The 24,700-nt window shown below is 51.8% G+C and carries 18 protein-coding genes; 7 read left to right on the top strand and 11 right to left on the bottom strand.

The window, feature by feature from the left end; genetic code table 11:
• Positions 1 to 16: 16 nt before the first annotated feature.
• From galK to RIC19_RS11650, 8 genes are all read right to left on the bottom strand, one after another.
• The gene (gene galK / locus RIC19_RS11685) at positions 17 to 1,177 is read right to left on the bottom strand and encodes a galactokinase (protein ID WP_350178502.1); all 1,161 of its coding nucleotides are present in this window, start codon (positions 1,175 to 1,177) and stop codon (positions 17 to 19) included.
• Between the two features lie 72 nt (positions 1,178 to 1,249).
• Complete coding sequence (locus tag RIC19_RS11680; RefSeq protein ID WP_350178501.1) at positions 1,250 to 2,218, bottom strand: YheT family hydrolase; 969 nt, start codon at positions 2,216 to 2,218, stop codon at positions 1,250 to 1,252.
• A complete protein-coding gene (locus RIC19_RS11675; RefSeq protein ID WP_350178500.1) occupies positions 2,205 to 3,839 on the bottom strand; it encodes a CotH kinase family protein in 1,635 nt (544 codons plus the stop codon). Before RIC19_RS11675 ends, RIC19_RS11680 begins: the two co-directional genes overlap by 14 nt.
• Positions 3,840 to 3,963: 124 nt before the next feature.
• Entirely contained in the window at positions 3,964 to 5,586 is a 1,623-nt protein-coding gene (locus tag RIC19_RS11670; protein WP_350178499.1) for a CotH kinase family protein, read from the bottom strand.
• Positions 5,587 to 5,751: 165 nt separating this feature from the next.
• Positions 5,752 to 5,976: a hypothetical protein gene (locus RIC19_RS11665; protein ID WP_350178498.1), complete on the bottom strand. Its 225-nt coding sequence runs from the start codon at positions 5,974 to 5,976 to the stop codon at positions 5,752 to 5,754.
• A 3-nt stretch (positions 5,977 to 5,979) separates the two neighbouring features.
• Positions 5,980 to 6,477 carry an asparaginase domain-containing protein gene (locus RIC19_RS11660; RefSeq protein ID WP_350178497.1) on the bottom strand — a complete coding sequence of 166 codons (498 nt, stop codon included), beginning with the start codon at positions 6,475 to 6,477 and terminating at the stop codon, positions 5,980 to 5,982.
• A gap of 183 nt (positions 6,478 to 6,660) precedes the next feature.
• The gene (locus RIC19_RS11655; protein ID WP_350178496.1) at positions 6,661 to 8,748 is read right to left on the bottom strand and encodes a M16 family metallopeptidase; all 2,088 of its coding nucleotides are present in this window, start codon (positions 8,746 to 8,748) and stop codon (positions 6,661 to 6,663) included.
• A gap of 45 nt (positions 8,749 to 8,793) precedes the next feature.
• Positions 8,794 to 10,122, bottom strand: a complete 1,329-nt coding sequence (locus RIC19_RS11650; RefSeq protein WP_350178495.1) for a M16 family metallopeptidase — start codon at positions 10,120 to 10,122, stop codon at positions 8,794 to 8,796.
• A gap of 190 nt (positions 10,123 to 10,312) precedes the next feature.
• Between RIC19_RS11650 and RIC19_RS11645 the strand changes: the two genes are divergently transcribed.
• The 6 genes from RIC19_RS11645 (at position 10,313) to RIC19_RS11620 (ending at position 20,900) form a co-directional block, all read left to right on the top strand.
• Complete coding sequence (locus tag RIC19_RS11645) at positions 10,313 to 12,097, top strand: arylsulfatase (RefSeq protein WP_350178494.1); 1,785 nt, start codon at positions 10,313 to 10,315, stop codon at positions 12,095 to 12,097.
• 84 nt (positions 12,098 to 12,181) lie between these two features.
• Positions 12,182 to 14,473, top strand: coding sequence for a beta-galactosidase trimerization domain-containing protein (locus RIC19_RS11640; RefSeq protein WP_350178493.1), 2,292 nt, complete (start codon positions 12,182 to 12,184; stop codon positions 14,471 to 14,473).
• Between the two features lie 10 nt (positions 14,474 to 14,483).
• Positions 14,484 to 16,247, top strand: a complete 1,764-nt coding sequence (locus RIC19_RS11635; protein ID WP_350178492.1) for a hypothetical protein — start codon at positions 14,484 to 14,486, stop codon at positions 16,245 to 16,247.
• Positions 16,248 to 16,292: 45 nt separating this feature from the next.
• On the top strand, positions 16,293 to 17,033 hold the full coding sequence (locus RIC19_RS11630; protein ID WP_350178491.1) for a hypothetical protein: 741 nt from the start codon (positions 16,293 to 16,295) through the stop codon (positions 17,031 to 17,033).
• 58 nt (positions 17,034 to 17,091) lie between these two features.
• On the top strand, positions 17,092 to 19,602 hold the full coding sequence (locus RIC19_RS11625) for an alpha-galactosidase (protein ID WP_350178490.1): 2,511 nt from the start codon (positions 17,092 to 17,094) through the stop codon (positions 19,600 to 19,602).
• Positions 19,603 to 19,616: 14 nt separating this feature from the next.
• Positions 19,617 to 20,900 (top strand): glucuronyl esterase domain-containing protein, encoded by a 1,284-nt coding sequence (locus tag RIC19_RS11620; protein ID WP_350178489.1) that lies wholly within the window; start codon positions 19,617 to 19,619, stop codon positions 20,898 to 20,900.
• Between the two features lie 16 nt (positions 20,901 to 20,916).
• On the opposite strand, the gene RIC19_RS11615 is transcribed toward RIC19_RS11620, so the two are convergent.
• Genes RIC19_RS11615 through RIC19_RS11605 form a run of 3 tightly spaced genes read right to left on the bottom strand, consistent with a single transcriptional unit; the run spans position 20,917 to position 22,605 of the window.
• Positions 20,917 to 21,870, bottom strand: a complete 954-nt coding sequence (locus RIC19_RS11615) for an alpha/beta hydrolase (protein WP_350178488.1) — start codon at positions 21,868 to 21,870, stop codon at positions 20,917 to 20,919.
• Positions 21,871 to 21,880: 10 nt separating this feature from the next.
• Positions 21,881 to 22,198, bottom strand: coding sequence for a XisI protein (locus RIC19_RS11610; protein ID WP_350178487.1), 318 nt, complete (start codon positions 22,196 to 22,198; stop codon positions 21,881 to 21,883).
• Entirely contained in the window at positions 22,183 to 22,605 is a 423-nt protein-coding gene (locus tag RIC19_RS11605) for an element excision factor XisH family protein (protein WP_350178486.1), read from the bottom strand. Before RIC19_RS11605 ends, RIC19_RS11610 begins: the two co-directional genes overlap by 16 nt.
• A gap of 83 nt (positions 22,606 to 22,688) precedes the next feature.
• On the opposite strand from RIC19_RS11605, the gene RIC19_RS11600 reads away from it, so the two are divergent.
• The gene (locus tag RIC19_RS11600; RefSeq protein WP_350178485.1) at positions 22,689 to 24,575 is read left to right on the top strand and encodes an MGH1-like glycoside hydrolase domain-containing protein; all 1,887 of its coding nucleotides are present in this window, start codon (positions 22,689 to 22,691) and stop codon (positions 24,573 to 24,575) included.
• The last annotated feature ends 125 nt before the right edge of the window (positions 24,576 to 24,700 follow it).

The raw sequence follows: 24,700 nt of genomic DNA, 5'->3' as shown, positions 1-24,700 counted from the left end.
TTGGTTGGCAGACCGGTTACTGCTCTCTTACGATGTCTGTGCCGTCTACAATCTCAAGCTCGTAGTGCTCTGCCTGCACGGAAAAGGCACGGTAATATTCTTTTTTAGCGTATTTCAGGAAGTCTTCTCTGGCTTCGGTTTTGACCAGGTTCAGGGTACAGCCGCCAAAGCCGCCGCCCATCATACGGGCGCCAGCCACGCCTTTGTGGTCTTTGGCCAGCTCTACCAAGAAGTCCAGTTCCCGGCAACTGACTTCGTATTCTTTGCTTAATCCTTCGTGGGTGCGCAGCAATAAAGCCCCCAGCTCCTCCATTTTTCCATTGGTGAGCAGGGATAAGGCCTGATGCAGGCGCTCGTTTTCTTCAATGACGTACTGGCAACGCCGAAAGACGATGTCCGTCATATCAGAACGGCAGTCTTCGAGTTGCGCCAGGGATACATCCCGGAGAGACTCTACTCCCTTGTATTTACGGCCTACCGCTGCAGCCCCTTCATGACATTCCCGCACCCGGTCTTTGTAAGCAGAGTTTGCCAGGGCATGAGAGACCCCCGTATTGATGAGCAGCAACTCATATTCGCCGAGGTCGAGGGGTACATATTCGTACTGCAAGGAGCGGCAGTCCAGCTTAATTGCGTGACCGCGCTGCCCCAGGAGGCTGGCGAACTGATCCATGATCCCTGAAGGCACGCCCAGGAAGTTGTTGGAAGAACGATGGGCCAGCTGCGCGAGCTCCTGCCGGCTTTTCTGCAGGTTGAACAAGCTGCAGATGCCCAGCGCAAAACCCGCTTCCAGCGCTGCGGAAGAGCTCATACCTGAACCAATTGGCAGATTGCCGCCAAAGACGACATCCACGCCTTCCAACAGGATATCTTCCTGCTGCAACTGGTCCAAAATACCCATCAGGTAGTTGGCCCATCCTTTTTCTGACCGCTGAATATTATTCAGGGAAAACTGGTAGGAGTCATCAATGTCAAGTGCATGGAAATGGCACTCGTTGGTCCCATTCTCCGCTATGGCAAAGTAGATGTACTTGTTGATGGAGGCAGGCAAGACAAAGCCTTCGTTGTAGTCCGTGTGCTCACCAATAATATTGATGCGGCCACAGCCTTGCACGAGGAGCGGCTGTGAGGAAAATTTTTCGCTAAAAACTGTAGCAATCCGATCAAGGGTATTCATCCCGGTTTTTCACGCAAGATAGAGAACTCCCCGGCATTGATCGAAAAGAAACCAGCGAAATTTCCAGTCCGGTCAGTTCAACTGGGTTTTGAGGAACTGAATCGCCCGATGCTCGGACCAGGCGTAGGGTTTATGAGGGAGGCTAAAACCAACGTGCCCTCCGCTCTGTGGCATTTCCAGGAAGAGCTTCGGATGGTCGCGGCACAGGTCTACCGGTGAACAGGCAGGTGGCAAAATCGGGTCATTTACGGCATTGACCAACAGCACGGGACGGGCGGTACCGGCCATAAAGTTTTTGGCGGAAGCCTGCCTGTAGAAATCTGCAGCATCCTGATACCCGCCCAATGGAGCCGAATAATGCTCGTCAAAGTCGCGCCAGTGTTCAATTTCGCTGAGCTTAGTCGGGTCAAGGCGGCCCGGGAAATCAGCAGCTTTTTCCGAGACTTTCTTACTCAGGCTGTTGAAAAACCGCCGCTTGTAGAACCCATTGCCCGGCAGCTCCAGGGCATCAACGCTCGACTTGAGGTCGCAGGGTGACGAAAACGCAATGCCTCCAATGACCGGCGCCGGCACTTCCTTTCCATGCACCCCCAGGTATTTCATTAATATACTGCCCCCCATACTAAACCCGATGAGCAGGACCCGCTCGTAGTTTTTTGTTTGCAGCGCATGCTCCACCACCTCCGCGATATCGCCGATTTCACCGTGGTTGTAGAGCCGGAAGTGGCGGTTCATCTCACCCGAACAGGAACGGCAGTTCCAGGCCAATACATCCCAATGCTCTTCGGAAAACCGGTTAGCCATGCCCATCATGTAGTGGCGGGAGCTATTGCCTTCCAGACCGTGGGAAAGCAGGACGAGGTTTCGGCTGCCGTTGTCTACCCAGTCCAGATCCACAAAATCACCATCGGACAGCGTCAGGCGCTCGCGCTCATAGGTCGTATGCACCCGCCGGAGAATAGCCGGCAGCACGGTTTGCAAATGCCCGTTGAATTGATACCGAGGGGCACGCTTGTACGTTGAGGATTTAATCAGTGGCATCCGCAGTCACAGTTGTATGGTATTCAAAAGAAGCCCGTTCGGGCGAAAGTGCTGCGGTCCGGTCATTTTCGGCCACCACAAAATACTGTATAGGAGTATCTTTGTCCTTGTGCGGAATCATCACACCGTAGATCTGATCTTCCGCCATCTCATCGCCACTTGCTCCGTCATCCAGCATTTCTACAGCTTTGAAGTTCCCCTTAGTGCCGTTGCGGTAAAAGAGCCACGCCCGGGTAGCGCCCTGCAACCGGGTAGCGAAGATCGCCTCGCCTCCCAGGTCTATGTGCTCAATAGTGTCAATCTTAGGTGGTTCATGCCCGATCAACGGGTGGTTCTGCAGGTATTCGGCGCGAGGGCCCATAAGCTCGGTGATGCCTACAATATTGACTTTGTTAGCCCGTGCGGACTCATAGAGGTTCTTCTCAAAAGCTTTGACGTCGTAGAGCTTATTCGAATCGGCTTCCACAAAGGGCCTGATCCGCTCCTGCATGCGCATACCTTCGTACAGGTAAGTGCTATCTGCAAAGTAATCCTGTACAATCGTGCGGATATGGGCAACGTACATCTTCCGGTACAGGTCATTGCCCAGCAGTTGGGTGATCAGCGGGCGCTTCTCGTTCTTCTGTTTGTAGTGGGTGAAAGGGCTTAGGGTTTGCATGTCTTCCAGCCCCAGTGGTTTGCCCAGCCCGTCGTACCGGAAGCCTCCAAACGACAGGTTGAGGTCCCAGATGATGGGGTGGAAAACGCCGGCTTGATCCTGGTACAGGTAGTAGTTGTGGCAAAAACGGCCGGTATAGCTGTCCAGATTGACCAGTGTGATATTGAAAGCCAGCATCCACAGCGCTTCATCGACGGCGAGTACAGAGTCAATCTTTTCCGGATGATTGTTGAGGATATCCGTCAGGCCGACCAGTGCTTCCCAACCGGAGTCAGACTTGAGCTCGTAGTTACCCTTATAACAGGCAGCATCCGGGCCAAGGTACTGAAGGGAAGACTTCTCGCCTTTCTTGCAGCCTTCAGGGGCTTCGTAGTCCCACACCGGGTCGCACTTAAACAGCACCCCGGTTTCGTCTTCATAGTCACCGCCAAAAAAATGCTCAAGCAGCTCTTCATCTACGGATTCGGTGTTGTTGTACAGCCCAAAGTAATTATCATTGATGAAAACGCGCACGAAGTTGGCACGGGGAGAAACCATATACTGATTGGCAATTTGGTAGGACAAAGCCTCCCGGAGGTACGAAGGGTCCCGGAAAACATTGCTCAGCTTGAGCTTGTCGTAGCCGCCTGGCAGCTTCTTGTCCTTGTTGGTTTCGTTGACATCTATATTGAAAGGGAGCTTGGCGTAGTCGTTCTTGCGGACGTTGTAGTAGGAGCTGTTGCCCTTGTAGCGGATCCCTGCCCCTTCGTAGGTCTCCCCGGCAAACTTCACCGTACCGATCAGGCGCTGATCCAAGTCGGCTTGTTTAAGGGAGTCCAGGATATCATCCCAGTTTTCTTCTTCGAAGTAAATGCGTACCTCCCGAACGGAATCCGGATTGTAAATATCAATTTGCTCATCCTGAGCCATCACCGAAGCCGAAAAGCTCAGGGCAAGAAGTGTCAGTAAAATAAGTCGTTGCATGGTCTATTGTCAATTGAACCCCGTCAAATGAAAATTGCGAAGCAGGCTACGGGTGCCTGCTTCGCAAGTTGAGAAATTCTGGCGGCAAAAGCTATAGGCAGCTGCCCCAAAATTTTGGTATACCTTAATTATTCAGTTCTTCCAGGGTAGCGGTATGTTGCTCGAACATATACTGTGACGGGCTGAAGTTCGCCGCGCGGGCGTTCTCCGCATAGATGTAGTACTTGATTTCTGTGCCACCGCCCTCTGGTTTAACGATAGCGCCGAAGATACTGTCGTCGGCTTCGCCATCATTGTGGCGCCCATCATCTGCCATTTCCACCCGCTTAAATGGCTTGGTGTCATCGAGCCGATAAAACAGCACAACCTCAGTCGGGAATTTCTCCACTTTCGCCTGAATCTTAAATTCTGTCACCCGCTCAGCGGAGAACTTTTCACGGGAGCTCACCGTCACATCACTAATGGCAGGTGGGATGACCGCCAGGACCACGTCCTGCTTCAGGTAATCGGTCCGCGGGGTCATAAGCTCCTGCAGACCGGGGATACGGCTGCGTTTGCCAATGGTTTCTGTGAGGCTGTTGTCGAAGTCTTCCATGGAGTAATAGCGGTTCTTGTCCGCCTCAAAGTCGTCACGGATCAGTGCCTGTAGTTCTTTGACGCGCTCCAGGTACTGATCTTTGCGGAAGACCTCGTTGACGATTGTCCGGATATGGTCCAAGTACATTTTCTTGTAATGCTCATCGCTCAGCAGCTTGCTGATCAGGGGCTTTTCCGAATTGCTGAGGTGCAGGAGCGGGTCCATTTCCTGCAGGTCTTTCAGTTTGAGGTCGGAGCCCACTCCGGTATTTTTGTAACTACCAAAACACAGGTTCAGGTCAAATACAATAGGGTTGAACCGGTTCTGATTGTCCCGGTACAGGTAGTAGTTTTCGCTAAACCGACCCGTGTAGCTGCTCAGGTTGGCCAGCACGTTGTTATAAGCCAGCATCCATAGGGTTTGGTCTACGTTGAGCACGCGGTGGACCTCGTCCGGCTTTTTATTCAGCAGGTAGGTCAGCTCAATGAGATCGTCCCATCCGCTTTCGGAGAGAAGCTGAAAGTTGTGGAGGTAGCACTTGGCGCTTTCATCAAACTGCAGGGTACCGAACACATCCGCCTTGCAGCCTTTCGGCTCGCTCTCTACGAGGTTGGGCGCGCACCGGATAAAGGTGCCTTCATCGGTACCGAAATTACGCTTCAGGAAGGCATCGTCGATCGGCTCAACATTCACAAACAAGCCATAATATTCGCCATTCACGATCACACGGGCGTAGTTGGCCAGTGGGGCGGGCATGTACCGGCGGGCGACTTCGTAACCGAACACCTCACGCACCATACTGGGGTCACGCAGGGCACTGGAAAGTTTTACCGTACTCCTGTTCTGATAATTTTGCTCCTTATCGATAAAGTTGAGCTTCAGGTACAGGCTGTTGCGCTTGTTGCCCGGCTGAAAGGAGCGGCTTTCGCGGTAGCGCACCCCTATATCATCAAACTGCTGCCCGTTGATCTCAACACTGCCGAAGAGCAGGCCGTCGCCGTTGAAGCGCAAAGAATCCAGTACATAGCGCCAGTTCTCCTGCTCAAATTTGATTTTGATTTCCTGAATGGTACCGGTATCATAAAAATCGGAAGCATCATCTTGAGCCCATAGTGTTCCATAAGCCCCAAAACAAAAGAGGCTTAGTAAGATCAGCGTTGTTTTTTTCATATTGAAGGTGTGATGTGATTTTCAGGATTTTATGCTGGGTATATTTATCAACGGCTCTTCTACCCTGACAAATTATACTTTTTCCATTGCAATATTAATAAATTATGCTGACGATAGCAGGCTCTGCTTTGGCAAACCCTTACCGAAACCGGCTTTCGTTCCTACTCATTTTGCGCTCAGCTGCAGAAAATGCAGGTAGAGGTTTACGGCCATAATAGCGATGATAGCGAGTGCGCCGATACGCATCCACCAGGCATTACGTTGCCGGAAAACTTCTGCTTTTTTCCGGGCTTCCGGGTTGCCGGCAGTCACCCTGCCCACACTAAACAGGTACAGGTACACACCAAAGACCAGGAAAACAAGCTCCATCAGCAAGCCGAGGTACTCCATTTGTTAATTGCTGTTTAATTCTTCGAAGAATCCGGTTTTTTTGTTCTTCACCACATTATCCCAGTTAAAATAACGCCCGTTCATAGAGACATAAACCCCCGCCTCCAGGGTCTGTACAAAAGCCAGGGCACTGCCCAGGTTGAAGAACCCGTCGGAAGACGTACCGAATGCATACGGGACCATAGCCCCGGTGAGCACGATCGTCTTGCCCGCAATTTTGCGATTGGCCAGGTACTGCGCCGTCTCCACCAATCGGTCCGTGCCATGAGTGATCAGGACCTTATCATACGGGCACCGCTGGCAATTGTAGGCAATAATCTCCCGGTCTTCCTCCATCATATCCATACTGTCTACCATCATCAGGGTCTTGATGTTGATATCAAGGGTGCACCTGCCCCGGTCAAACATACTGGGCAAATGTGTGTCCCGAAAAAAGAGACTTCCCGAAATGTAGTTGTACTCTTTATCAAAAGTACCACCGGTAACGTAGACCTGAATCATTATTGCTGTTTTTGCGCTTTGAGGCAATAATACAACAAATGGCCACTGCCACAAAGTGCAACCCCGGGATAAATACAGCTTCTTTACCAGAATGCAACAAATGCCTTTGGTTACAAAAAAACCCTGACGGCGCATATGGCAGTCAGGGTTAGGTGCTCAGCCCCGCAAAGGACCTGTTAGCGTTTATTCGGATACTTTGAAGACTTCGTCTTCAATACCGGTGTTGATTTTCACTTCTGACACCTTCATATTCAGCGGTACGGGCGCCATGCCCTCCGACACGGTTTCAAAGGGAAAGAGAATACCCTCTACCTCCGTGTAGTCGCTGTAGCTATTCGTAATGGTAACCGTACCCTGTGGCCCTTCCTGAGTGGTGACGGCTTTCAGCTTGAGCCCGCTTTCGATACTGAAGTATTCTGTGCTCTTCGTGCCGTCGGGGCTTGTGATCTCTACTTTGTAAGTGGCATCATCGCCTACCTTTTCTGCACCCGTCAGCTTGAGCTCGTACCCTTTCTTAGCATACTCCAGCTCAGGGTAGATGATCGCCTGTGATTTCATGGCTTCTGCATCCGCTCCTTCTAGGACCTGCTTTTGGCCCATTGCGCTGACCATCGCTTTCTCCCCATCGTAGCGGGTTTCATTAACGACCGAGCCGTTCATTTCAACGGTCATTGCCATTTTGCCCGTTGCTTTCTGCTTCATCTTCATCGTCAGTTCCATGCCCTGAATGCTTGCGCCCATCGTCATGCTCACGTCTTTGACTCCTTCCAGCTTTTCTTTGCCGCCCAGAGCTTCGATGTATTGGTCAATCACATCTGTAGCCGTAAGGCCATCCGGCAGGCTCAGCCCGGCTTTATCCACGGGGCGGCCCTGATTGTCGTATATCAGCACAGGCGCTATACGTTGCAGCGGTTCTGCCACTTCGCCTGCATTGCCGACTACTACGATATAAGCTTGTTCCGGCAGGAGATACTTTTGGGCAGCCTCCTGAAGGCGTTCCGGTGTCACTTCCTGCACGCGTTTCAGGTAGGTGGTGTAGTAATCTTTGGGCAGCTTGTACCGGGCAATATTTAGGGCAAACCGGGCAGCGGTCTCCGGACGCTCCGTACTGCGTGCAAAGCTACCGAAGATAAAGCTCTTTACGCTGTTCAATTCTTTTTCGGGCACCAGTTCCTGGCGCAGCTTTTCCATTTCGCCCAGCATTTCCACTACTGCACTGTCGGTCACTTCATTCCGCACGTTGCCGCCCGCTGCAAAGTAACCAATGACTTTGTCGTACTGTAGTGTAGACCGCACCCCGTAGGAATAACCTTTGTCTTCGCGGATATTCTGGTTCAGGCGGCTGGAAAGCAAGCCTCCACCCAGGATGGTGTTCAGCACATTCGCAACAATAGCGTCATCAGTACCGGGCTTAAGATTGACCGGGTAGGTGATGTTCAGGACAGACTGCGTGGCGGCGTCCTTATTCACCAAGGCTACCTGAGCCGCTTCCGGGACTTTTGGGCGGGCATAGAATTCGCGGGCCACATTCCCCTTTTCCCAACTGCCGAAGTGTTCTTCAGCCAGGGCTTTGGCTTCATCCGGCTTTATATCTCCAATAAGTGCGAGGTAACTGATATTGGGCTTAAAGTTTTTCTGGTAGTAAGTCTTCAGGTCCTCGAGTTTAATATTCTCCAGGGTTGATTTTGTCTCGATCTCTCCGTAGGGGTGCTCTGCTCCATAGCGCAGCACATCAGAAACCGTAGAAGAGATGTACCCGGGGTCAGAGGTCTGCAGTGCCAGGCTGGAAATGCGCTGTTGGAGCAGCTTGTCAAACTCTTCCTCCGGAAAAACAGGATTGAGGATGGCATCTGCCATCAGCTCAATCAGGGTTTCCTTGTGCTTGCTGAGGGAGGTGGCGTAAGCACCGCCGCTGCTGGTAGACAAGCTTGCACCGATGAAGTCAACCGCTTCGTCTATTTCGTTCTTAGAGCGGTTGGCAGTACCACGGCTCAGCATTTCACCGGCCATACTCGCCATGCCCACCTTGTCGCCATAGGCTTTGGGCGGCACATCAATGAGCAACTGTAAGGTCACCTTGGGCAGTTTGTGGTTTTCCACCACGATCACTTCCAGCCCATTGTCCAGCTTAAATTGCTGGTATTCGCCAAATTCAATGCGGGGCGGTGGTCCACCTTCCGGTGCTTGCTTGCGAAAATCTTCGTCTTGCGCCTGTAGAGCGGTCGTACCCAATAGCGCGAAAACGAGGTATAATAGGGATTTGAAATTCATATCTTAATTCAGATTTTTTCTTGAAAATTAGGTTTTGGGAAGTGGTTACGGCTGAGCCGGCTTTGGCAGATAGTACAGCGCCACCCGGTTGCCCGGCACCAGGTACTGTTTTGCCACCCGCTGCAGGTCTTCCCGGGTTACCGCCTTATATTTTTCCAGCTCGGTGTTGATCAGATTGGCATCATTATAAATGGTATGATAGGTAGCCAGGCTGTTGGCAATGCCAAACATGGAAGCATTATCAGTAAAGAAACTCGCTTCGATCTGATTTTGCAGCTTTTGGTACTCCTGCTCTGAGATCAGTTCTTCCCGGACTTTTGCCGTTTCTGCATCCATAGCTTCCTCCAGTGCTTTAGCATCTGTGCCTGCACTTGCAATAGCAAAAGTCATCGACAAGCCCGGATCTTCCGTACCGTCTGCAAAATTGTATACAGCCAGGGCTTTTTCCTGTTCGTCCACCAAAGCACGGCGCATACGGGAGCTCTCACCATCGGAAAGTACCCGGTTTAGCATCTGAATAGCATAAGCGTCATCTTCCCTAATGGATGGAATCCGGTAAGCGTGGATAACTGCGGGCAGCTGTACCTGATCGTAAACGGTGTCACGGATCTCGGCGGACAGTGCAGGCTCTTGAATGTCAGGCCGGTAGAAGCTACCTTCTCTGGCAGGAATGGTGCTAAAGTATTGCTCCACCCACTTTTTGACCTGCTTGTTCTCAAAATCGCCGGCAATGACCAATACTGCATTATTGGGCACGTAGAAGTCTTTGTAGAAATTGACATAATCCTTTTCGGTAGCCGCATTCAGGTGGTCCATAGAGCCAATCGTTGGCCATTGGTAAGGGTGTTTTTCGAATGCCCGCTTTAGTGTTTCTATACGAAAAGTGCCGTAGGGCTGGTTCTCATACCGCTGCCGCATTTCTTCTTTCACTACTTCGCGCTGCGTTTCGATACCTTTGTCCTCAACTTTGGCATGCAGCATACGCTCCGATTCCAGCCACATCCCAAGCTCCAGCTGATTGGAGGGCAGAATTTCAAAGTAGCAGGTGACGTCTGAAGTCGTGTAGGCATTCAGCGTACCGCCCGCGTCCTGAATGTATTTGTCAAACTGGCCGCGCTCGATGTTCTCCGAACCTTCAAATAAGAGGTGCTCAAAGAAGTGGGCGAACCCGGTACGTTCGGGGTTTTCATTTTTGCTCCCAACGTGATACATCACCGCAATGGCAACAATGGGCGTGGTCTTGTCCTGGTGCAGTATAACATCCAACCCATTATCCAGCGTGAGCTGTTCGAATTCAATGGCGCGGTCCTGTGCCAAAAGACTGGTACCCAGGAGCGCACCGCTAAGTAGAAAAAATAGTTTTCTGAGCGTCATATTGAAATTTGGTTTAATTCATTTTTAACAAATCGCAAAATGCAAAACAATAGCCAATTCTCGAAGTGCATTCGAGTAGTAAGGCTATTAGAACGACGAAAAACCCTTATTTGATTACAGAAGGGGGCAACTGATCTCATAATTATGGTTATTTTCCTTGACTATTTGGATAAAACCTAAAAAACTTCCAATGCACTCCTGCCTTTCATCCCGTTCAATGTTCCCGTGGATACTTTTCCTGTTGCTGGCATTTACTACTCTTGCCGCGCAGCCGCCAAACGTTATTATTGTTGTAGCCGATGATCAGGGCTGGGGCGACCTTAGCTTGCATGGCAATACCAATCTCAGCACTCCAAATATTGACAGCTTAGCGGTGAATGGGGTTCAGTTCGACCGGTTTTTTGTTGATCCGGTCTGTTCGCCCACCCGGGCCGCACTGCTAACGGGGCGGTATGCGGTACGGGGCGGCGTATATGCAACCTCTGCCGGTGGCGAGCGGCTCGACCTTGATGAAAAGACCCTGCCGGAATACTTCAAAGCGGCCGGCTATGCTACTGGTGCTTTCGGCAAATGGCACAACGGTATGCAGCCCCCTTATCACCCTAACAGCCGGGGCTTTGACGAGTTCTACGGCTTTTGCTCCGGGCACTGGGGCAGTTATTTCAGCCCTATGCTGGAAAATAACGGGAAAATCATTCAAGGCGATGGCTACCTGCCCGACGATCTAACGAACCAGGCTATGAATTTCATTGCACAGCATCAAGACAAGCCGTTTCTTGCTTACCTGCCCTTCCCCACCCCACACACCCCCATGCAGGTACCGGATGACTGGTGGGAAAAAGCCAAAGACCGCCCTTTGAGAGCCCGCCACCGGGCACCGGAAAAAGAAGATACCACCTTTACCCGGGCTGCGCTGGCGATGGTGGAAAATATCGACTGGAATGTAGGCCGCCTGACTGCCCGTCTACGGCAACTCGGGTTGGAAGACAACACCATAATCGTTTATCTCTCTGATAACGGGCCCAATTCCTGGCGCTGGAATGGTGATATGAAAGGGCGTAAAGCCAAAACCGATGAGGGCGGAGTGCGTTCGCCACTGCTGATGCAATGGAAAGGGCAACTCCCTCCCGGAAAGACCATCCAACCCATCGCCAGCGTGCATGATCTGTTGCCTACGTTAGCCGACCTGGCTGGAATACCCTTGGATCCCCCAAAGCCCTTAGATGGCAAAAGTCTGAAACCCCTTCTTTTGGGTAAAGTCGAGGATTGGCCGGAGCGCCTGATCATTAATCAGTGGGGCGACCGGATTAGCGTGCGCAGCCAGCAATTCCGGCTGAGCCACGATGGGCAGCTGTTTGATATGAAAGCCGACCCCGGGCAGCGTGAAGACATAAGCCAGACACATCCGGAAACCCATAAAACCCTTGCCGCAGCCCAGGAAAAATTCCGGAAAGAAGTGCTATCAGAACTAAACCCGGACCAAAAACGGACCTTTACTGTAGGGCACCCTGACTACTCATTCACCCAACTGCCCGCCCGTGATGCCATTGCCACCGGTAACATCGAACGGTCCAACCGCTGGCCCAATTGTTCCTACTACACCAACTGGACAAACACCAATGACAGCATCTATTGGGACGTGGAGGTCCTGAAACCCGGCCATTATCAGGCTACACTTTACTACACCTGTGCAGAGGAAAATACCGGCGCAGCTTTCCGGTTGTCCGCAAACGGCACCGCCATTGATTTTCAAATCAGTGAAGCCCACAACCCACCATTAGAAGGTGCCCGATACGACCGTACGCCCCGGGACGTTTCCTATGTCAAAGACTGGAAGCCTTTAAAGGTCGGCAGCCTTCAGCTGAAGCGAGGCCAACAACGGCTCGCCCTTTCCGCAAAGGATATCCCCGGCAATCAGGCTATTGACTTCCGGCTGCTACAGTTGGACAAAATGGAGACTTCCAAAAGCCCGTAGGCCAGCCGTGAATTTTGTCTTTTCCCTTGCCCTTTTCACCGTTACAAATGAAACAATAAAGCCTCATTTACCCAAAACCAAGCTATGATCAAGAATTGGAAGCAGCTGCTGACAATGGGTAGCATTTTACTTTTTGCAGGCGCACTGAACGCGCAGAGCAAGTGGAACATTTCCGGCACGCAAATCAGGGAAGGAAAGGATCCCTACCTACAGGAAAAATACTGGGCCCTCAACAACAGCCCCATGCAACAAAAGCTGCGGAACCTCAAACCTTTCCCGGTAGGCGTGGTGTACTATCAGCAGCGGGGCGATGACCTGGAGGCTGCCAAACACGAGTTTGAGACCATCCGCGACCTGGGCTTTACCGCACTGAAACAGATACAACTGGTCGCACCTGATAATCCGGATGGCTTCCAGGAAGAAGTTTTTGATGCCGCCATCGATATTGGCATTTCACCCTGGTACTACGGCAAAGGTGGCTGGACCAACATCACCCCCGAACTCCTAAAAGAACTGGGTATCGACATGAAGCTTACTGAAGCTAATATGCCCGCTATTCAGGCCCATCCAAAAATGATTGCCCACCAAAAACAGGTTTGGTACGACCGTGTAGACCGCATGGATCAAAAGCCACCAAAGCCCGAAGGCATGGGCGAGCCCGGCCGCAACAACCCCTGGATGCCCGAGCGCTTACTGCCCAGATTTGCCGAATGGCTGGAAACCACCTATGGCACTCTTGATGCCCTGGAAACCGCCTGGAACTGCGGGTACATCGGCAACTGCAAGTTCGGGTCTTTTGAAGATGCTGCTCAGGAGCTCAGGGGCACCGGCTTCGATCAGTACGGGAACGGTACCGGCAATCTTTCCAAAGACTTCCGCCGGTTCCGGGACGCCATGAAGTTCCAGTCGGAGCTTATCGTTGAAAACTACCAAAAAACGATGGACCTCTATTATGAATGGGACCCCGAGGAGCCGGAGCGTACCGGTGGGCACCAAATCTTTGAAAACCAGGCCATGAACACCTGGGACCTGGAGGCACAGGCAAAAACGGCCGATATTGGCGGGTCATTCTATTCTTCCATCCACCTGACCCACCACTTCTTCCTGACCGACCATGAGATCCTGCGCCCCGTCTACTGGCAGGCCCGCATTGTAGCCGACATGTTCAAAGGCGGCTGGGCCGCAACCTGGGAGTCTACCGGCGGGCCTACCCAATGGAGCGGGCATCAGGGCTATACCGTTGACGGGCAGACGATGTCGCAGCTCATCGTATCTTATCTCGCTGCCGGGCTCAAAGGTATTGGTTTCTGGATGTGGAACAGCCGGGGCGAAGGCTGGGAAGTTGGGGAATACGCTCTGACCGATATTCAGGGCGAGCCCGCTGACCGGGCTATCGTCGCCGGTAATTTCTCCAAAAAACTACAGGAACACCGCTTCGAGCTTTGGGAAAGTGTAGACGAGCCCACCGTAGGTATTCTGTACAGCTGGGAAAATGAAGCCATGCTCGGCCGCCTTTCCCTGGGCGCCTACGATATGAACACGCCAGTGTACAAAACTGATCGCGACAAGCAGTTCCGGCAGTTCCATTCCGAAGCACGCCTAGGCATTTCCCGTGCCCTGATGAACAACAACGTCCCCTTTGAGTACCTTACCGAGCGTGACCTCGATGCAGGCTTGGCCAGCCGCTATCCGGTGATCTACCTACCCTACGTCATCGCATTGAAGGACGAGCACATCAAAGTGCTCAAAAACTATGTACAGCAAGGCGGTAGATTAGTTGCTGACTTCCCTGTGCTCATGCTGGACACCTACGGCCGGCTCAATAAGCAAAAAACCGGCAGTGATTTTGCAGAACTCTTCGAGGTACAAACCGCCGATTTCTACCACAGCTTCAACCGCCCCATCCACTTCGATGGCGATACGCTGGATACGCAGTACGGTGCCCTTAAAGTCAACGGAGCAGCAGTCATCAGCACCTTTGAAAATGGTTTGCCCGCTGTCACCCGGAACGAATACGGCAAAGGCGAAGCGGTGCTGATTAACTTTGAGGGTTCCCGCATGACCTTCCGGAAGGGCAACGAAAAAATGGAAGACATCCTTACCTACTTTACGTTGGGGGACATCCGCCCGGTCTATGAGGTAGAAGGCGCTCAGCACAGCATGGTGATGCGCCGCTCGGCTCCGGAGGCCGACCACTACTTCATCCTCAATGAAAATGATGGGCAGGCAGAGACGATACGGGTGCAGTCAGACGTCATAAAATACGGTAAAGCCGTTAATATCTATACAGACGAAGTCCTGAAGAGCAACGAACAGGGCTTTGAAATCACCGTCCCTGCCCGTTCCGGTATCTGGGTACGTATTGAGAAGCCCTAAACAGACCATTTTGCAGAAGACTCTTCGCATCATAACCCTTGCCATCATCAATTTGTCCATTGCACTTGCCGCCAATGCGCAGGATTTTGGAAGCTGGGACGTACCGGTAACTGATCCGGAACGCTGGTGGGCTCCGGTGCCTGGTTTTGAGCCGGTGGAGCCCGGGGAGCATCCGCGCATCCTCTTTCGGGAGAAGGATCTGCCGTGGCTGCGCAGCAAAATGGATAAACCGGAGGGGCAAATGCTGTTAAGCCGTCTGCGGGAGCTGCTTAACGGAAGTAATGGGCGTACAATGCCTCTGTTCTTCAATCCAGCGGACAGTGCCTACACCAACGGGCATTATGAAGCACTTGTATTAGACAGCGCAGGCGTGTACACCTTTGGGCATGTAGTCGGTTATGGGCTGCTCTTCCAGCTAACGGGCGACACCCTCTACGCCGATCTGAGCCGCCAATGCTTCGATCTGGCACTGAAGGGGCAGCGCGACCGGGATGACCGCTACAGCTGGGTGAATCCCGGGGGCGCCCTGCGGGCCGGGCCGGTACTCGGATGGATGGCAATAGGCTATGACCTTTGCTATAATGCCTGGGACAAAGCAACTCGTATCAGGCTGGGCAAAGCGATAGAACACTACAGCACAGACATCATCACCAAATGGGGTGGTGTCCGGGTGAACCTGGAGAGCCTGACAAGCGGTACGATGCCTCCTACCAGCAACCACTATAGCATGCAGACAGGGGGAGCGGCCCTCGCTTTACTGGTCCTTGATAAAGAGCCCTGGGCTAATCAGGTGCGCATTGACAGCCTGCTACAGGTCAGTCAGCGCAGCATGGTTCATAATGCCAATCAGGGCTTTGGCGACGGCGGCTATTTTGCCGAAGGCGATGGTACGGGCTCTATGGCGACTTACATTACCTACCTTACCGCTTTGCAGGGCTGGAAAAATGCTTTAGGCAAGGACTTTGGCGCTGCCCAACCACCTAATATACGGATGATGGCACTTAATTGGCTCTACCTGACCTATACGGAGAATGAGAAGCCTGCCATCTGGCCGGTACGCGGCGGTTACCCCCACAATGCCTGGAGCCGGAAGGGGCTATCCGGCTCCGGATACTTCGGGCTGGCGTTTGGTGTGCTGCCTGCTGAATACGCTGCTGCGCTGCAATGGTTTTACGAGCGCTTTTTAGAAGATACGGATCAGGACGCTGGTATCCAATATGAGCCCTCCGCCTACCCTCATATTGTAGCGGCCACTTTCGTGAACTGGCCCGATACCCTGGATGGCATTAATCCGGCGGAAGTACTGCCCCATTGCTATCAGGACAAGCGGTATGGCTTCTATGCTTGGCGCAATCGCTGGGAAGACAACAATGACATCATCATCACGGCACTTACCCAAAGCGCACGCGGCTTCATGGGGGCTAAGGCGGATACAGCTTTTCAAATCCGGGCCTTTGGACAAAACTTCAGCTGGGGGGAAATCCCCGGAGCCGTAGCGCTTTGGGGCCGCTCCCAAAATGGCAGGCGCAGTCTGCTAAGCTTTAAAAACGGAGAATCGGTAGCCATTGGATTTCCGGAAGGCAATGTGCCCGAAGCCCTACTGGTTGCGACCGGGAAACACGAGGGCGAACAGGTGGAAATAAAAGGTCAGACGATAACCGTCAAATACCTGAGCCAGAGCCCAGCACCCAAAATAAAGGCACGTGGCAATCGCATCAAGATCGGCTCCTACCGGCTGCGGGTCAGGGATGGCATCCTCGAATGGCTGAACTGAGACCCTATTGACAGAAGATAAAAATATCAAAAGGCACTGTCGCCTATGACAAAAAATATATCCACAAGGGCATCAGTTTTCATTTTCCTGGCTCTGTGCATCACGGCAAAAGCACAATCCAAGCTTTCGATCGGCATTGAAGCAGGAAGCGTTTCTCCAATTTACTATGCCACTAATTTCAACAACACGCTGAGTCTGGAAAAAACCTCGCAGTTCTCTTTTTTTGGGATAGTGGTTAGCAGAGCGTTCAACCAATTCCATAGCCTGGAAACCGGAATTCTAATAAACAGTTTTCATGGAGATTATGAGATTACAGACAGTTCGCTTGTATCATTTACGACCACTAACGGGCCTACGGTCTATCAGATTCCATTGCGTCTGAATACGAATTTTCCCATTTTCAAGCAGTTCTTCAAAAGTAAATTATTCCTGAAAAGCGTATTAGGCTATCATTTTGGGATTAACACTTCATACGAAGAACCAGACCTGTATCAGTCCGGCTTTTCAATTACAAGGCAGGGAACCACATTGACCTATGATGAAGAAGCCAAAAGCAACTATGGCTTCCGCAGAACGTTCAACCTCTTCGAACTTGGGCTGGGATTGGAACTGTTTTTTGGTGACAAAGTATCTCTCTTTGGTCATTATAATTATCTGTTCGGTACCGATCAACTATTCGAAATAGATATCGCCTACCAGATAAACGGGGGAGATATAAAACGGGAGCAGATCAGTTCGAATGGAAGCTATAGATTGTTCAAATTTGGGGTAAAGTATCACCTATGAGTATGCTACTCTTAATCGAATCTACATCTTTAATTCACCCTTGAGTTGACTTGAAAACATGAAAAACGTCCTACTCCAGTTTGGTCTTACCTTACTTCTTTTGCAAAGCTGTGCTCCCAAAGAGCCAACTGTGCTTCAGTTTGAGAACGAAGCTCTGCGCAAAACCTTTTCCCAGCCCCGGCAGCCCGATGCCATTTCAGTAGAGCTGTACGGCAAGGAACAGGCCGCCCTCCTTAACGACCCTGCCGGACTTCCCTATTTCGAAGCCGTCATCAACGGGCAGCTCCTCACTGCTGCCGATCCGGTTTGGGTATTTGAAAGTCAGCAATCGCGATCCATAGGCAACGGGGGCACTGAATACGAACTGCGGTTCCGGGCGGCTGCCGGACCTGCCGAAGGCTTAATTGTCCTCATCCGTCAGCAGCTCTTCCCCGAAAGCCCAATCGTACGGGAAAAGCTCGAGTTCTTAGCGGATGCCAACAACCGCTTCACCCTAAACAAAAAGGATGGGGAGTTGCACTTCCGCTTTCCGCAATACCGGCTAAGAACCGCTGAGGCAGGCGCTCCCCAAACCACTGAAATCCGGATCGCCAGCTGGAACCACAAGCCCATTACTTTTGCCAAAGCCGATGACCCGCCCGGCAAGTCCAACCACATGTACTACCCGGATATCCAGACCACTGCTCCTGATGCCCCCGGCGACCGCCCTGCCAAAGGCCCCTTCCGGATCATCCAACACAGGGACTGGAGCTTTGGGCTGGCTTACGAGCACGCCTCGCAGGACAACACCAACGGGCTGCTCGACACCGAAAAGAAAGCCAGCGATGGCCGAATTGTTGATGCTATGCAAGGCACCAAAGGGGTGTTCAACTTTGAAGTGAAGGACGAAGATTTTCAGTTTCTGGGTATCGGTGCTGTAGGGCAGGCAGCGGGCATCGATGCCAGCGTACAGGCTATGCGCGGTGCCTATCTGGATGAAGAGCCAATTGACGCCCAACACCCTTATGCCTCCGTATGGACAGCTCATTTTCATCATGCCGGGCCTGCGCTTGAAGACAGCAAAGCCTTAATTCGGGATTACCTCCTGAATAAAATTTGTGAGCGCCCGGCTTCCCGTAAGCCTGAATTTTACTACAACACCTGGGGGATGCAGCGGGCCTCTGATGAACTGCGCGATGTCCTGACCTACGAAAACCTGTTCCGCGAAATAGAACACGCTGCTGATCTTGGCGCTGATATATTCGTGCTGGACGATGGCTGGCAGGAAAAATTCGGCAATTGGACGCCCAATACTAAAAGACTACCCGATGGGCTTGGCCCCATCCGTAAAAAACTGGAGCAGCACAATATGAAAATGGGCATATGGCTCTCCCCGGCTACGGTAGACAGCACAAGCGCACGTTACCGCGCCCATCCGGAGTGGGTGATCAAAGACTCAGAAGGTAACCCCATCACAGCGCAGTGGGGGCACTGTGCCTTTGATATGGTTAGCGGCTTTCAGCCGGTTTTCATTGACGACTGCAAGCGGCTCATTGATCAGGGCGCCCGCTTTTTTAAGTGGGATGCCATCAATACCTTCTTCAGTGACCTCCCCGGGCTCCACCACGGCGATACCACCTATTCTGAAGCCGAGCGCCGTGCCCGGTACGAATACCTGTTGCCTATCTACGTAACGGAAGCCATGCGTATCCTCACCGAATACGAACCGGAGCTAATCATTGAGGTCGATCTGACGGAAGCCCGCCGGGTGATGACCGGGCTGGCACCACTGAGCCAGGGCAAGCTGTTTTGGATGAACAACGGCGCAAGTGGGTACAACGACTATGGCCCCTACCGGGCGCAGTCCATGCGCACCATCCCCAATGAATTTGCGGGCCTTATCCCGCTGGAGCTTTTCACCTACGCCAACTACCCGCATGACCTGGAAAGCTCCCAGGACTACAACATTCATACTTCCCTGATTGCCGGGCATGGTTACTGGGGCAAGCTCGACCTGACCACTGCCGATGGCCGTCAACAAGTCGGTACTAGAACGGCATTGTCCAAACAAGTCCTCCCTTACCTTACCGATATCGCTCCGGAAGTGGAAGGCAAAGTGGGGGCATCTCCCGAGATTTACTGTATGGTCAATGCGGAAGCAGGCGCCGGACAGGTCTTCGCTTTTACTACGGAACCGGTTGAGACATTAAACCAGAAAGTGAAGATCAATACCAAAAAAGTGGGCGCTATCCTTCATGCACCCTTTGAATTAGGTGAGCAGGAAGCCCGAATACAATTCACACTGGATAAGCCCTACGCAACGGCAGCTGCCTTCCTGCTGCCAGCTGGAGAAGAAGGCATTCAGATTACAGCCTCCGACAGCCCAATTTTGAGTTGGGAAGTCAAAGCTGCAATTTTATCTTACCATACTGCTACCGATGGCATTCAGACGATCAGCTGGCCCGCAGAGCTGGGTTCGCCAACCGTTGAAGGAGCCGAGGTATTAGAAAAAGCAGAAAGCTCCGCCCAGACCTTGCTAAAACTGGAAAGCCAGGGCAGCCGGACGGTTCAGATTAGAAGAAAGAACTAAAATAGATCCCTATCATGAAAAAGCTTTGCCTAATCTTTCCCTTTTTCTTCCTTTTCAATGTTGCCTTTGCACAAACCAAGGAAGCCTTTGTGCCGAATTACGAGGAAAGCAAGGTGCCCATCTTTACTTTGCCAGACCCACTTCAAACCTTTGAAGGGAGGCCCATCCGCAGCGCAAAGGCATGGGAAGCCGAGGGTCGTCCAGAGCTGCTCGACTTTTTCACTCAACAGGTTTACGGAGCGGTACCCGAGCAGTTGGAGATCACTTCCAGAAAGCTAATAGAACAATCCAATGATGCTCTGGGGGGCAAGGCTCACCGTAAACAAGTGAAGCTAACCTTTGAGCAAAACGGGCGCCGCCTGGACTGCCATATTCTGATGTACCTGCCGAAAGGAACTCAGCCTGCTACGGTCTTTTTGGGCTATAACTTCTATGGCAATCATACCGTGACTACCGACACTATGGTTCATATTCCTGAAGCTTGGTCGCGCAATAATGCAGCCTTTGGAGTGGAGGATCATAAGCTCACAGCACAGTCCAGGGGCGTTCGCGTAAACCGCTGGCCGATTGAGAAAATAATCAACGCCGGGTTTGGGCTGGCCACGGTTTACTACGGCGAGATTGACCCTGACCGGGATAACTTTAGTGATGGCATACATCCGTTCTTTTATAAAGACGGACAAGAGCAACCCACTGAAAATGAATGGGGTGCTATTTCGGCCTGGGCCTGGGGGCTTAGCCGTGTCATGGACTACCTGGAGGAGGATCAGGATGTCGATTCGGGACAAGTTATCGTTATGGGGCACTCCCGCCTGGGCAAAACGGCACTTTGGGCAGGGGCAACAGATCAACGCTTTGCAGCGGTTATTTCCAACAATTCCGGTTGTGGGGGAGCTGCACTTTCCAAGCGGCAGTACGGCGAAACCGTAAGTCGGATTAACGATCAATTCCCGCATTGGTTTTGCAAAAACTTCCACGCTTACAGCAAAAACGAGGCCGCGCTTACCGCTGACCAACATGAGCTAATTGCCCTGGTCGCTCCACGCCCGGTATACGTAGCCAGCGCTGTTGATGACCAATGGGCTGACCCTAAGGGAGAGTTCCTGTCCGCTTACCATGCAGGCCCGGTTTATGACCTCTACGGCAAAAATGGGATTCCAACCGCTGAGATGCCGGGGCTGGATGCCCCTATCCACAACACAGTCGCCTATCATATTCGCACCGGGGGGCATGATGTGAAGGCGTACGACTGGGAACAGTACATCGAATGGGCAAAAGCTCAATTAAAAGACCGATGAAGGTAGCGGCTTTACCTTACCAAAGCCCACGGCCCTTCAGCCAGCCTGAAAGGCGGTTCATCCATGAAGACAGTGCTTCTTCCGCTTCCGCCATACCGTAGCCGTGACCGCCAGACTCGTATAAATGCATTTCTGACGGTACGCTATGCTCTACCAGCGCCTGATAAAGCCGAAGGCTATTCTCCACCGGTACCGCCTGATCATCCGTACTGTGTACGATGAAAGTGGGTGGGGTTTCTGACGTCACCTGAAGTTCATTGGAAAAGCGGCGCACCAAATCGAGGGGTGGATCGCTACCCAATAAGGCTTTTCGGGAACCGCCGTGGGTGGTTGTCTCTAACATACTGACGACCGGGTAGCCTAAAATCATAAAATCCGGGCGGACCGAAGTCGTGTCCTCAACTGAACCGACCGGCTTCTGGAAATGCGTACCCACCGTAGAAGCCAGGTGCCCGCCTGCTGAAAAGCCCATGATGCCAATCTTGAAAGGATCGAGGCCCCATTCCTCTGCGTTTTGGCGGACCAGCCGGATGGCTTGTTGGGCATCAAGCAGAGGGACAATCGTCTTATTGTCCATAGCCTCCTCATTGGGCAGGCGGTATTTGAGCACAAATGCGGAAATCCCCCGCTCGTTGAACCAACGGGCAACTGCATAGCCCTCGTGGCCGATGGCAAGAATCCGGTAGCCGCCGCCCGGGCAAATGACTACGCTGCTGCCATTACGCTGATCGGCTGGCGGAAGGAAGGTGTACAGCTTTGGCACCGTCACATCTTTGACCCGCATGACGTTGGTTGTCCAGGTTTTTTCAACCAGGTCATTGGGCTTGGAAAAGGGTGGGCTTTCCGGCCAGAGTGGTATGGAATCTGCCTGTGCGGGCAGAAACTTAGGCGTAATAAACACAAGCCCGACAAGAATTCTAAGAATTAAAAAATGGCTTTCTGCTTTTCGGAAGCACGGAATAAAGACCATAATGTTTGATTTATGCCTGAGGCATTTCCTGAAAAGCTAATATGATATCGTCTTTTTGAATACCAAGGGCAACAAGCTCATCAATAATAGGTAAATCAGTCCGATTCTCTTGGATAAGGATTTTCCCTTCACGTAAATCAAAGTGAAAAAGCGCGTAGTGAATGTGCTCTTTCCCATTCCACCCCATACGTATCAGCTGATAATGATGATTTTCTTTATCCGCGATCACCTGATTCTCCACCTGTTCCCAGTTAGCAGGCAAAAAGGATGAGTATTGCTCAAGAAAGGATAGAATCGCTTTCTGGTATATTTTTAATTTTTTATCCACTGGATTATCTTTTGAAATTCTTCGTCAAATACAATCAAATTCACACCGTAAACTTCCCATGATTCGGGATAAATCAGAGTTCTCTTCAATGTTAAATATTGTGCCTCTGGTATGGCAAGATAAGGTTTATGATCAAAATTGCTCATTTTTAGTGCCAGCTTATACATTAGAAATTGCCCTAGTGCCTGGTGGTAATCATAAAAAGGTGAATTACCCTTAAGCGATTTAACCTCAATCGCAATCCTTTCTGTTCCTCTCTCCGCTTCAATAAAATTTCTTTCAGCACCAAGGTCAATATAAAAATCTACTCCGGGTGTGGATATTGTAAAAGGGTCTTTGGTTATTTCCCAATCGTCCTTTTCCAGAGCCTTCTTTAGTGCAAAATGGTGGATATCCTTAGCTGGCATTACTTGTTTTGAATACGAATTAATTAGTAGGGTGACACTTTCCCAATCGTTCCTCCTCAATGTAAGAAAAAACCTGTAATCCAATGATCCGTACGTACCCGCTTTTGTCACTTCTTATTTGGGTGCCGTTTGTACTTTTTGCACAGGAAAGCGAGGAATACAATGCGCTGCAAAACCAGCTAAAAACAGGATGGAACACCTGGAGCACCTACAGCATGGGGCAACACGTCCTCCTGCCCTCCGGAGCCGCCCTCAACCTGGGCATCCACAAAAGCAGCAAAAACACCGATGGCTTTGTCAACCGCTTTTTCGTGGATAAAACTGCAAATGGTTGGCGCGAACCCATCGTCAAACCCGGTTACCACAGCTATTCCGGCGATTATACGAGTATGGAGGTAGAATACCGGAAAGTAAAACTACGCATCGAATCTGCAGCTTACGGCAATGACCTTTACCTGCTCATTACGCCACTTGAACTGGATGAGGAATATAAATCGACGCTGCTCCTTGAAGGCGGCTTGCTTTGGAACAGGCCCGGGCAGATTTCCCGGGAGGAAGACGCACTAACGATAACAACCCCAATTCAAAAGCTGGAATTCCGGTCCTCTGCTCCCCTCAGCAATCACCCGTTTTTCAATACCCTTAGCCCCTTTTTGGCGATTGAACTGAACGGCCCGGTGGGCATTAGTAATGCAACCGCAGATCTGGGCGTCATTCAGAACAAAGTGAGCGGGAAACGGAGCGATTATGAAACTTACCTAAAGCAGTACGGCAAACTCGCTGAAGCCTACGCGGGCATGGCTGCCGGGTTGGGCTGGAATACCATTTACGATCCCGTGCAGGACCGGGTGTTCTCTACGGTAGACCGGCAGTGGAATATCAACCGGGGTGGCTACGTATTTTTCGGCTGGGACAACTTCTTTATGGCGCATATGATTGGGCTGGATGCCCCGGAACTGGCTATAGCCAATGCCGTGGAGGCACTCCGTGAAGCCACCGCTGATGGCTTTGTCAGCAACCTTAGTCAGGGCAACGGGCGAAAAGCCTGGGACCGTTCTCAACCACCGGTAGGCGGGCTGGCCTGCTGGGATATCTACCAAAAACATCCTCAAAAGTGGTTCTTGGAAATGGTCTATCCCCGGCTGTTGCGCTGGAACGAGTGGTGGTTGGAAAACCGCCTGAATGGCGACCTGCTCTCCTGGGGCTCCGATCCCGCTCAAAACCCTTTCCATGACAAAGTCTACCACAACCTACGCGCTGCTATGCTGGAGACCGGCATCGATGACAGCCCCATGTACCTCGATGCGCAGTTTGACCCGGAGAAGAACCTGATGGAAATGCACGATGTAGGCCTAAATGCCATGTACATCGCCGACTGCCGGGTGCTAGCCAAAATGGCGGACGTCCTGGGGCAATCGGAAGACGCCCAACGCCTGCGGGAGCGGGCGGACCGCTTACAACAACAAATTCAGGCACTTTGGCATAAGGAAAACCAGCTTTTCCAAAACTATGACCTGATTCAGAAGGCCTTCTCAGACCGGATTTCACCCACATCCTTTTACACCTTGCTCACCCGCACCGCCTCAGCCCAACAAGCCCGGGCGATGGTTGACAAGCATCTACTCAATGAAGAGGAGTTTTGGGGCGAATGGGTGCTGCCTTCCATTTCCAAAAAAGACCCGCTCTATCCCCGGCAGCGGTACTGGAAAGGCGCTATTTGGGCCCCAATGAACTTCCTGGTTTATCTGGGTATGCGCGACTACCCGGAGCTGGAGGACGCCCGAAAGGCACTGGTAGCTAAATCTGTGGACCTCTTCGTGCGCAACTGGACGGAACATGGATTCGTCTGTGAAAACTACTCTCCTATTGATGGCACCTGCACCGAGCCTCAGCTCAAAAGCTCGCCTTGGTATACCTGGGGCGGATTGCTGGCGCTGATGGGGCTGATGGAGGAAGGGTATTATGATTGATCCATCCATCAAACTCCCGGCGGACAGCACCTATCCGTCAGCCAATATTACCGGCTGAGCTTGCAAGCTTACAGGAAAGACCCGCTGTAAGCCTCGCGCATTACAATCTCCCTTGCTGTGCCTCT

The organism is Phaeodactylibacter sp. (genome assembly GCF_040219495.1).
Taxonomy (GTDB): Bacteria; Bacteroidota; Bacteroidia; order Chitinophagales; family Saprospiraceae; genus Phaeodactylibacter.
Note: the sequence above shows the minus strand (reverse complement) of the source record. Positions and strands in the feature narration are given on the sequence as shown.